Consider the following 11,063-nt stretch of genomic DNA (forward strand, 5'->3'; position numbering starts at 1 on the left):
CGATCTTCGACCTCGCCGACTACGGCGTCGTCGGTGATCTCTTCACCGTCGTTCCCCAGCTCACCGACGACATCACCACCCGCAAGAACTGACCCCCCACGCCAGGCCCCCTCCCGGACCATTGACGCGGATCATGACCGGCCCTTAGCTTTCGCCGGGCGGATCGGCGATTCCGATGGGCGGAAACCGGGAGGGTGGCACGGTGACGGACCAACAGGAGGCGGACCGGCGGGGCACGGACCGGCGGGAGCGGCCCGCCACCAGCATCCCCGCCGGGGTCGGCACGGAGATCGACGCCCTGCTGGCACCCGTCGACGCCGAACTCGCCCGCCGCTACCCCGGGGACCCCGGGACCCGCCAGCCCGTCCACACGGTCTATGTGCCGGGCGACGCCTTCGCGGCCGGCACCGTCAGGTCCTGGGGCGACCGCGCTCTCGCCGCACTCGACGAACACGCCCCGGACGCGGCCTCCTTCGCCGCCGTGCTCGGACTCCCGGACGAACTGGCGGACCCGGTCCACGCGCGCGTACGGGCCAAGCTGGCCCGGGAGCCGGTGGAGGACCTCCGGATCGACTTCGAGGACGGATACCGGGGCCGGACCGGCGCCCAGGAGGACGAGGACGCCGCCCGCGCCGCCCGGCTGGTCGCCGGGGCGTACCGGAACGGCACGGCCGCCCCGTACATGGGCATCCGGACCAAGTGCCTGGAAGCGGGCACGCGCGCACGGGCGATCCGGACCCTGGACATCTTCCTCACCGGGCTGATGACGGCCGGCGGACTGCCCGGCGGGCTCCGGCTCACCCTGCCCAAGGTCAGCGCCCCCGAGCAGGTCACCGCCTTCGCCCGGGTACTCGAAGCCTTCGAGGGCGCCCAGGGCCTGGAGGCGGGCCGGATCGGCTTCGAGCTCCAGATCGAGACCAGCCAGTCCGTGCTCGCCGCCGACGGCACCGCCACCGTCGCCCGGCTGATCGCCGCAGGGGGCCGGCGGGTCACCGGACTCCACTACGGCACCTTCGACTACAGCGCCGCTCTCGGCGTCAGCGCCGCCCACCAGTCGAGCGACCACCCGGCCGCCGACCACGCCAAGGCCGTGATGCAGGTGGCCGCGGCCGGAACCGGCGTACGGCTGAGCGACGGATCGACCCATGTGCTGCCCACCGGCCCCACCGAGCAGGTGCACCGCGCCTGGCGGCTGCACTACGGACTGGTCCGCCGGGCCCTGGCCCGCGCCTACTACCAGGGATGGGACCTGCACCCCGGGCAACTGCCGGCCCGCTGCGCCGCCGTGTTCGCCTTCCACCGCGAGGGCCTGGAGGAGGCGGCGGCCCGGCTCGCCGCCTACGCGGCCCGCACCGGGGGCGCCGTCCTGGACGAACCCGCCACCGCCCGCGCGCTCAGCGGGCAACTGCTGCGCGGCATCGACTGCGGCGCCCTGGACACCGCCGAGGTCACCCGGCTCACCGGTCTGACCCGGGCCGGGCTGGCGGAGTTCGCCGCCCGGGGAGTCTCCTTCGGGGGCGGGCCGGATCGGTGAGCGGTGCCAGGGCTCGCGAGCCCGGCAAGCTCCGGAAGAGACGGCTCAGGGCGTCCCGGGCGGAGCCGTCTCCCCCGAGCCCCGGGGGATCAGGACCGTCTCCAGCGTCACCCGGGACGGCTCCCCCTCCACCCCGTCGAGCCGGCGGAACAGCCGCTCCGCCGCCGTGCGCCCCAGCGCCGCCGCGTCCTGGGCGATCACCGTGATCCCCAGGAGGTCGGCGAGTTCGATGTCGTCGAAGCCGACCAGGGCGACCCGGTCCGGCCGCTCCGCGAGCACCCGGACCGCCGTCACCGTCACCCGGTTGTTCCCCGCGAAGACCGCGGTCACCGGCTCGGGGCCGTCCAGCATCTCCCGTACCGCGGCGTCCACCCGCTCCGGGGCGGTCGAGCCCAGCGACACCCAGGACGCGCGGACGCCGAGACCCGCGTCCGCCATGGCCGCGCGGTAGCCGCGCAGCCGCTCGACCGCCGTGTGGATGCGCGGCTGGTCGCCGATGAACCCGATCCGGCGGTGGCCGTGGGCGATCAGATGGGCCACGCCCGAACGGGCGCCGCCGTAGCTGTCGGAGAGCACGGTGTCCGCGTCGATCCGCCCCGCCGGGCGGTCCACGAAGACCGTCGCGACACCCGCCTTGATCTCCGGTTCCAGATAGCGGTGGTCGTGGCCGGCCGGGATCACGATCAGCCCGTCCACCCGGCGCGCGCACAGCGCCAGGGCCAACTCCTGTTCGCGCTCCGGGTCCTCGGCGCTCGACCCGTTGATGAGGAGGGCGCCGTGGGCCCGGGCGACCTCCTCCACCGCTCGGCTCAGCGGCCCGTAGAAGGGATCGGCGAGGTCCTCCAGCACCAGTCCTATGGAGGCGGTGCGGCCCTTGCGCAGCACCCGCGCGCTGTCGTTGCGGCGGAAGCCGAGGGACTCTATCGCCTCCTGCACCCGGCGCTCCGTGTCCGGGGTGACGCCGGGCTCCCCGTTGACCACCCGTGAGACGGTCTTCAGACCGACTCCCGCACGCGCCGCGACGTCCTTCATGGTGGGCCGATTGCCGTAGCGGGACTCCGACCTCCGGGGCCGTCCGAGTGCATGCGGAGAACGTTCGGTATCGGCCACAGTGCGTAGTCCTGTCGTCGTACGGTGTGTATGCGAATGTGTAGCGATGAGCATAGGACCTGGATAACGTTGTCAGGGGCAGGAAGTCCGTTCCCGTAGCTGCGGGTTGGAACAGTTCACCGGGGGATTCCATACCAATGCACAACGACCTCGTCGCCGCGCTGGACATCGGCGGAACCAAGATCGCGGGCGCGCTGGTCGACCGTGACGGCCGGATATGTCTGCGCTCCCAGCGCCCCACGCCGGCGCGGGAGGACGCCGAGACGGTGATGGGGGCCGTGGAGTCGGTGCTCGCGGACCTGGGCGCGTCACCGCTGTGGCGCCGTGCCTCCGCGGTCGGCGTCGCCAGCGCGGGCCCGGTGGACGCCTCGACGGGCACGGTCAGCCCGGTCAACGTCCCCTGCTGGCGCGATTTCCCCCTGGTCTCCCGGGTCCGCCGGGCGGTCGGCGGGCTGCCGGCCGTGCTGGTGGGCGACGGGGTCGCGATGACCGCCGCCGAGCACTGGCAGGGCGCGGCGCGCGGCTGTGCGAACGCCCTGTGCATGGTGGTCTCCACGGGTGTCGGCGGCGGGCTGGTGATCGGCGGCCGTCCCCACCCCGGACCGACCGGGAACGCGGGCCACATCGGGCACATCAGCGTCGATCTGGACGGGGACCCGTGTCCGTGCGGCGGGCGCGGCTGTGTGGAGCGGATCGCCAGTGGGCCCAACATCGCGCGGCGGGCCCTGGCGGGCGGCTGGCTGCCGGGGCCGGACGGCGACACCTCGGCCGCCGCGGTGGCCGCCGCCGCGGGCGCAGGGGACCCCGTCGCCGTGGCCTCCTTCGCACGGGCCGCCCAGGCGCTCGCCGCCGGGATCGCCGCGACCGCCGCTCTGGTGGAGATCGAGCGGGCGGTGATCGGCGGGGGAGTGGCGGGCGCCGGCGAGGTGCTCTTCGCGCCGCTGCGCCGCTCGCTGCGCGACTACGCCACGCTCTCCTTTGTGCGGCGGCTGACCGTCGTACCCGCCCTGACCGGCGCGGACGCGGGTCTGTTGGGTGCTGCGGCCGCCGCCTCGCCGGGGAGGCGCGACGAGCCGGCGGCCGCGATCCCGATCCGGCCCTGAGACGGCCGGTGACCGGTGCCTGGTGCCTGGTGCGCGGTGGCCCCGGGCCCGCCTTCCGGACCCGGCCGGACCGGGACCGGCCGGACCGGGATCGGACCCGGCCCGGCCCGGCCCGGCTCGGCCCGACCCGGCCCGGCTCGGCCCGACCCGGCCCGGCTCGGCCCGGCCCGGCCCGGGATTGTGCCCCGGGGAGCCCGTGCGGCGGGCTCCCCGGGCCCCTCAGCAGACGATCTTCAGATCAGCCCAGTCGGCGTGGTCGGAATCGATCCCGTCCCCGCCGTCCGTGACCACCAGGCGTACGACCTTCGCCCCGCCGACATCCGCCGAGATCGGCTGAGCGGTCATCGCGTTGGTCAGTACACCCGTCGAGGCCACCTTCTTCGCGTCGGCCCAGACCTCGAAGGCGACCGTGCCCCGGGCCCCCTTCTCGTCGTCCACCCCGACCTGCGCCGTCACCCGGCTGCACCGGGCGCCCGTGTAGTACTCGACGGTGCTCGACGCGTGGACGCCCAGGCCCTTGGCGAAGACCTGGCCCCCGATGGTGATCGGGTTGCCGTCACCCGCCTTGCTCTCACCGTTGCTGCGGTCCTTCTCCACCGGGCCGAACCCGTTGACCGAGCTGAGCCAGCCGAGGTCGCTGAGGTACGAGTCCCCCGCGGGCGGGGGCGCGACCACGCTCACACTCGCGGGTACGGAGGCGGTCAGCCGCTTTCCGGTCAGGGTGCGGTAGGCGGCCTTCACGGTCAGTCCGTACGACCCGGTGGCCGTCCCCTCGGGGACCGTCACCTCCCACCCCGTGGACAGCTTCCCGCCGGTGGTCAGCAGGGGAGCCGTGGTCCTGGAAGCGGCGCGGACCCGCCAGCCCTCGGGCCCGGTCACGGAGACCGAGGCCGCCAGCGCCGGTGTGCGGCCCAGGTTGGTGAAGGCCGAGACGACCTTCTCGGTGGTGCCGGACTCCACCGTCACGTTCTCGTCCGCGCTCACCTCGACGGCCGGCGGCAGCAGCGGCCACGCGCGGTCCGTGGAGACCCGCAGCAGCACGGTGCCGTGCGCGGGCACCGTCGCGGAGAGGGTCCCCGCCGTGTTGGCACTGGTGCGCTGCCAGAGATCGCGCACCTTGTAGGCGCCCGCCCTCGGCAGTCCGGCGGCCTCGGCGGTGGTGGAGATCCGCTGGGGGCGGTTGCTCTCGTTGAAGAGCGCCACCGCGCGGCTGCCGTCCCCGAGTTCCCTGGCCACCACCCATCGGCCGCCCTCGGACGAGAGCACCGTGCCCTGCTTGCCGAGGCGGTCCTGGTTGACCGCGATGACCTCGCGGTTCCCGAGGATCTCGAAGGCCGACTCGGGGACTTTGCGCAGATCGGCGCCGATCAGCAGGGGCGCCGCCATGATCGACCACATGGAGAAGTGGGTGCGGTACTCGGTGTCGGTCATCCCGCCGTTGCCGACCTCCAGCATGTCGGGGTCGTTCCAGTGGCCCGGCCCGGCGTACTGCGCCAGCGGCAGATTCCTTTTCATGATCGACAACATGGAGCCCCAGTTGTCGCTGATGTCACCCGTGGTGCGCCAGAGCTGGCCGACGTCCTTGGCCCATTCCCAGGGCTTGTTCTGGCCCCATTCGCAGAGGCTGTACACGATGGGCCGGCCGGTCGCGCGCAGCGCGTCCCGCATGGTCGTGTAGCGCAGTTTCGCGTCCACACCCTGGTTATTGCAGTTGTCGTACTTGAGGTAGTCCACACCCCAGTCGGCGAACTGCTGTGCGTCGCTGTACTCATGGCCGAGCGCACCCGGGAATCCCGCCCTGTTGCAGGTCTTCGTCCCGGCGCTGGTGTAGATGCCGAATTTCAGCCCTTTGGAGTGCACATAGTCGGCGACGGCCTTGATGCCGTTGGGGAAGCGGACCGGGTCGGGCACCAGTTTGCCCTCGGCGTTCCGCTGCGGCAGTGCCCAGCAGTCGTCGAGGTTGACATAGGTGTAGCCCGCGTCCTTGAGGCCTCTCTCGACGAAGATATCGGCGATCCCTTTGACCATGTCCTCGTTGAAATCCGCCCGGCAGTGCGTGGAGTTCCAGTTGTTGAACCCCATGGGCGGTGTCAGGGCGAGTGGCTCCTCGGCCCGGGGAGCGGCGGGCGCGGCCGGCGCCGGGGTGGCCCGGTCCGGGTCCGGAGCGGCGACGGCGGGGGCGGTGAGCCCCGCCGTGCCGAGTAACGCGGCGGTCAGCGCTCCGACGACTCTGCGGCGCGCAGTGGGGGTGGGCGGGTAACGCATCGTGACCCTTCCTCCGTGCTGACGGGGTCCGGGGGGACGGTGTGTGCGTATCGATGACGAGCGTTTACGGTAGAGCGTGTTCGAGTCTGTTGGAAGAGGTGCGGTAACGGTTGGCCGATGTCGTGCACGACCCCTTGACTACACGGTTCTCTAGGGGTGAGATCCAATCCTCGCGTTGAGTTGTGTTGGGTTGCACCCCCGAAGGAGGGGACGTGGCACAGACTTCGTACAGCGGCACGGCAGCACCCGGAAGCGTGGCGGGACATCGGATGTCACGGCGGAGTCTGTTACGCGGCGGGGCGGCGGGTGCGGGGGCGGTCACGCTGCCCTCCCTGCTCTCCGCCTGCGGCAGCGGACCCGGTGGTGACGGCAGGACCGTGACCATCGGGTCCAACTCGTCCGACCCGGTGCCGAAGAAGGCGTTCGCCGATGCCTTCGCCGCCTATGAGAAGCAGGCCGAGGGCGGTCGGAAGATCAAGGTCAACACCGTTGACCACAACACCTTCCAGGAGAACATCAACCGCTATCTCCAGGGGAAGCCGGACGACATCTTCATGTGGTTCGCCGGCTACCGCATGCAGTTCTTCGCCAAAAAGGGACTGCTGCACGACGTCAGCGACATCTGGGAGCGGTACGAGGGCTTCTCCGACGCCCTCAGGGCCCAGTCGACCGGAGACGACGGCAAGCAGTACCTCACTCCGTACTACTACTATCCGTGGGCGGTCTTCCACCGGAAGAGCGTCTTCCAGAAGTTCGGATACACCGCGCCCCGGACGCTCGATCAGTACATCGCCCTCGCCCGGCAGATGAAGAAGGACAAGCTCATCCCCATCGCCTTCTGCGACAAGGACGGCTGGCCCGCGATGGGCACCTTCGACTACATCAATATGCGCAGCAACGGCTATGAGTTCCACAAGAATCTGATGGCCGGCGAGGAGGCGTGGACCGACAACCGGGTGAAGAGCGTCTTCGACACCTGGCGCGGTCTGCTGCCCTACTGCCAGCCCGGGGCCAACGGCCGTACCTGGCAGGAGGCCGCCACCAGCCTCCAGAAGCGGGAGACGGGCATGGCGGTCTTCGGACTGCCCCACCCCGGCGCCCAGTTCCCCGAGGCCGAGCAGGCCGATATCGACTTCTTCCCGTTCCCGGAGATCAACCCGGAGCACCGCCAGGACGCCGTCGAGGCGCCCATCGACGGCTTCCTGATGGCCAAGAAGTCCAAGAACCTCACGAACGACAAGACCATGGAGAGCGCCAAGGCCCTGCTCAGCTGGCTGGCGACCGGGGAGGCCGAGGACATCTACCTCGCCGGCGACCCCAACAACATCGCCGTCAGCGACCGGGCCGACACCTCCCGGTACACCGAACTCCAGAAGAAGGCCGTCACGCTCGTCTCCGGCGCCCGGCAGATATCGCAGTTCCTGGACCGGGACACCAGGCCCGACTTCTCCTCGACCGTGATGATTCCGGCCATCCAGAACTTCATCAACGACCCCAAGGACGTCGACGGGCTGGTGAAGGGAATCGAGCGGCAGAAGAAGACCATCTTCGCCGCCGACTCCTGACCCCCGAACCGAAGCCGGGCCCGGACTCCGAGCCGGCCCCGGACGCTACCGACTTGGAGTCACCACCCGTGCCGCTGCTGCGAACTCCCGGGGGCGGGCCCCCGGACCCCCGGCCGAAACCCCCGGGCCGGCCCCCGGACCCCCCGGGCCGCCGCCCGCGACCCCCCGGCCGCCGGCCGGACCCTCCGGAGGGCCGCACGGAGCCCTCCGCCGCCCGCGCCGAGGCGGGACACCGCGGAGCGCGTACCGCACAGCGCGCTCCGCGCCACCGCGCCGCGCGCCGGGGCCCGCGCCGGTTCACCCGCCGCGACCTCGCCGTCATCGGCGTACTGCTCGGGATACCGGTCCTGCTGGACATCGCCATCATCTGGGGGCCCACCCTCGCCTCCGTCGGGCTCTCCTTCACCCACTGGGACGGCATCGGCGACATCTCCTGGGCCGGCACCGAGAACTACCGGAACCTCTTCACCGCCTATCCGGCCTTCTGGCCCGCCGCCGGACACAACCTCCTCTGGCTGGCCTTTCTGGCACTGGTCGCCACCCCCTTCGGACTGCTGCTCGCCGTCCTCATCGACCGGGGCGTGCGGTTCAGCCGCTTCTACCAGTCCACGCTCTACATGCCGGTGGTGCTCTCGCTCGCCGTCGTCGGCTTCATCGCCCAGCTGATCTTCTCCCGCGACCAGGGCGCCCTCAACGCCATCATCGGGAACACCGCCGAACCCACCGACTGGCTCGGCGACCCCGACCTCAACATCTGGATGATCCTGCTGGCCGCCGCCTGGCGGCACACCGGCTATGTGATGATCCTCTTCCTCGCCGGGCTCAAGGCCGTCGACCCCTCGCTGAAGGAGGCAGCGGCCATCGACGGCGCGAGCGAGGCCCAGACCTTCTTCCGGGTGATCCTGCCGACGCTGCGTCCCGTCAATGTCATCGTCGGGGTGATCACCGTGATCGAGGCGCTCCGCGCCTTCGACATCGTCTACGCCGTCAACAAGGGCAGAAACGGCCTCGAACTGCTCTCCGTCCTCGTCACCGACAACATCATCGGTGAGGCCAGCCGCATCGGATTCGGCTCCGCCATCGCGGTGGTGCTGCTGGTGTTCTCGCTGGGATTCGTCGTCACCTTCCTGGTCCAGGAACTGAGGGGGGAGCGGGAACGATGACCGCCCCGGCCACGACCACACCCACCATCCCGCCCGGCCGGACCCCGGCTCCGGCCGCCCGGCCGCGCCGAGTGCTCCGCATCCGCCCCGGACGCGTCGGGGTGCACGCCTTCCTGATGACGGTCTCCCTGGCGTTTCTCGCGCCGCTGCTGCTCGCGGTGTACGCCTCGCTGCGGCCCTACGAGGAGACCTCCGAGCACGGGTACTTCTCCCTGCCCCGCGAGCTCTCCCTCGACTACTACCAACGGGCCTTCAGCGAATCGGGCATGACGAAGTACTTCGTCAACACCATGATCATCGCGGTGCCCGGGGTGCTGATCACCCTCTTCCTCGCCTCCTTCGTGGCCTTCGCCGTCGCCCGGCTGCGGATGCGCGGATCGATGGTGCTGCTGATGCTCTTCACGGCCGGCAACCTTCTGCCCCAGCAGGTCATCGTCACCCCGCTGTACGTGGTGTTCAACCGCGTCCCGCTGCCGTACTGGATGTCGGACTCCATGACCGTGTACGACTCCTACTGGGCCGTTCTCTCGGTGCAGATCGGATTCCAGATCGGGTTCTGCGTCTTCGTCCTCGCCAACTTCATGCGCACCCTGCCCCAGGAGATCCTGGAGGCCGCCATCGTCGACGGCGCGGGAGTCTGGACCCAGTACTGGCGCATCACCCTGCCGCTCTGCCGCCCCGCCCTCGCGGCCCTGGGCACCCTCCAGTTCACCTGGATGTACAACGACTTCCTCTGGGCGCTCGTCTTCATCTCCGACGGCGACAAACTGCCCGTCACCTCGGCGCTCAACAACCTCCGGGGCCAGTTCTTCACGGACTATAATTTGCTCGCCGCCGGCTCGGTGATCGTGGCACTGCCGACCCTGATCGTCTTCCTGCTCCTCCAGCGCCACTTCATCGCCGGTCTCACCCTCGGCTCCACCAAGGGCTGATCCACCGCGGGCGCCGCACCCGCGGCACGCCGTGTGCCACACGCCGTACGCCACACGCGGCAGGGCCCGCCCGGCACCCCGGGCGGGCCCTGCCGCGTCCCCCTCTCCCGCCCCGCCCGACAGGTCCCCCGGCCCCTCCGCGGGTTTCCGTGGCAGGGTGTTCCGGGCAATCCACAGTGGCCTAGGGAAGAGGGGGAACCGTGATCGTCTGGATAAACGGGGCGTACGGAGCGGGCAAGTCGGCCACCGCGCTGGAACTGATCGACCTTGTCCCCAACAGCACCCTGTACGACCCCGCGGACACCGGCGACGGGCTCCGTCTGCTGCTGCCGCCCAAGAGACTCGCCGAGGTGAGCGACTACCAGGACCTGCCGATCTGGCGGCGGCTCGTGGTGGACACCGCGGCCGCGCTGCTCGCGGAGGTGGGCGGGGTGCTGGTGGTGCCGATGACCCTGTTGCGCCAGGAGTACCGGGACGAGATATTCGGTGGGCTCGCCGCCCGGAGGATTCCGGTGCGCCAGGTGCTGCTGCGACCGGATGAAACGATCCTGCGCAGCCGGGCGGGGGCTCGCGGCGAGCAGTGGGCGCACGACCGTGTCGAGTCCTACCTCACCGCGCTGGAGTGGATCACCGCCGACGCCCTCGTCATCGACACCACCGCGCTCGACCCCCGGCAGGCCGCGCACCGGATCGCCGAGGCGGTCACCAGCGGGGAGGCCGGCGTCTGCGAGATCGTGCAGACCCCCGAGCCGACCACCGAGACCCTCGCGGCCGGCGTGCTCCTCTTCGACGAGGAGGACCGGGTGCTCCTCGTCGATCCCACCTACAAGCCGGGGTGGGAGTTCCCCGGCGGAGTCGTCGAACAGGGCGAACCACCCGCGCGCGCCGGCATGCGCGAGGTCGCGGAGGAACTCGGCATCGAACTCGACCGGGTTCCCCGGCTGCTGGTCGCCGACTGGGAACCGCCCCGGCCCCCCGGATACGGCGGCCTGCGGCTGCTCTTCGACGGCGGACGGCTCGACGGCGACGAGGCGGGACGGGTCCTGCTGCCCGGCGCCGAACTGCGCGGCTGGCGCTTCGTGGACGAACAGGAGGCCCAGCGGCTGCTGCCCCCGCTGCGGTACGAACGCCTCCGCTGGGCCCTGCGCGCCCGGGAGCGCGGCACGGCCCTCTATCTGGAGGGCGGGGTGCCCTACTGACGGGCCTGGGGAGTTTCTCTCGGATCGGGCCGGATCGGTGAGCGGGGTCCGGTGCCGTGGATCGCGAGGCGGAGGAGGGAGCCCACGCGGAGCGTCGGCGACGGACGACAGCGCGGCGAGGCGCGGTGGGGGGGGGGGGGGGGCCCCCGCCCCCCGCCGACAGAAAGACCCGGGCCGGGTCCGCGGGGCCCC

8 protein-coding genes are annotated in these 11,063 nt (G+C 71.4%); 6 read left to right on the forward strand and 2 right to left on the reverse strand.

Going from position 1 to position 11,063, the window contains the following annotated elements:
• The first annotated feature begins 202 nt into the window (after window positions 1-202).
• The gene (locus tag ABT122_RS32215; protein WP_351559491.1) at window positions 203-1,534 is read left to right on the forward strand and encodes a DUF6986 family protein; all 1,332 of its coding nucleotides are present in this window, start codon (window positions 203-205) and stop codon (window positions 1,532-1,534) included.
• Window positions 1,535-1,579: 45 nt separating this feature from the next.
• Here ABT122_RS32215 and ABT122_RS32220 read toward each other — a convergent pair whose 3' ends face one another.
• On the reverse strand, window positions 1,580-2,566 hold the full coding sequence (locus ABT122_RS32220) for a LacI family DNA-binding transcriptional regulator (protein WP_351559493.1): 987 nt from the start codon (window positions 2,564-2,566) through the stop codon (window positions 1,580-1,582).
• Window positions 2,567-2,781: 215 nt separating this feature from the next.
• On the opposite strand from ABT122_RS32220, the gene ABT122_RS32225 reads away from it, so the two are divergent.
• Window positions 2,782-3,747 carry an ROK family protein gene (locus ABT122_RS32225; RefSeq protein WP_351559495.1) on the forward strand — a complete coding sequence of 322 codons (966 nt, stop codon included), beginning with the start codon at window positions 2,782-2,784 and terminating at the stop codon, window positions 3,745-3,747.
• 219 nt (window positions 3,748-3,966) lie between these two features.
• On the opposite strand, the gene ABT122_RS32230 is transcribed toward ABT122_RS32225, so the two are convergent.
• Window positions 3,967-6,012: an NPCBM/NEW2 domain-containing protein gene (locus ABT122_RS32230; RefSeq protein WP_351559496.1), complete on the reverse strand. Its 2,046-nt coding sequence runs from the start codon at window positions 6,010-6,012 to the stop codon at window positions 3,967-3,969.
• A 269-nt stretch (window positions 6,013-6,281) separates the two neighbouring features.
• Between ABT122_RS32230 and ABT122_RS32235 the strand changes: the two genes are divergently transcribed.
• From ABT122_RS32235 to ABT122_RS32250, 4 genes are all read left to right on the forward strand, one after another.
• Window positions 6,282-7,577, forward strand: coding sequence for an ABC transporter substrate-binding protein (locus tag ABT122_RS32235; RefSeq protein WP_351559502.1), 1,296 nt, complete (start codon window positions 6,282-6,284; stop codon window positions 7,575-7,577).
• Window positions 7,578-7,645: 68 nt separating this feature from the next.
• Entirely contained in the window at window positions 7,646-8,740 is a 1,095-nt protein-coding gene (locus ABT122_RS32240) for a carbohydrate ABC transporter permease (RefSeq protein ID WP_351559504.1), read from the forward strand.
• Window positions 8,737-9,672: a carbohydrate ABC transporter permease gene (locus tag ABT122_RS32245; protein ID WP_351559498.1), complete on the forward strand. Its 936-nt coding sequence runs from the start codon at window positions 8,737-8,739 to the stop codon at window positions 9,670-9,672. The genes ABT122_RS32240 and ABT122_RS32245 overlap by 4 nt, the downstream gene beginning before the upstream one ends.
• Window positions 9,673-9,872: 200 nt before the next feature.
• On the forward strand, window positions 9,873-10,871 hold the full coding sequence (locus ABT122_RS32250) for an NUDIX domain-containing protein (RefSeq protein WP_351559500.1): 999 nt from the start codon (window positions 9,873-9,875) through the stop codon (window positions 10,869-10,871).
• The last annotated feature ends 192 nt before the right edge of the window (window positions 10,872-11,063 follow it).

This window comes from Streptomyces sp. NPDC001985 (assembly GCF_040296845.1).
In the GTDB taxonomy this organism is placed as follows: Bacteria; Actinomycetota; Actinomycetes; order Streptomycetales; family Streptomycetaceae; genus Streptomyces.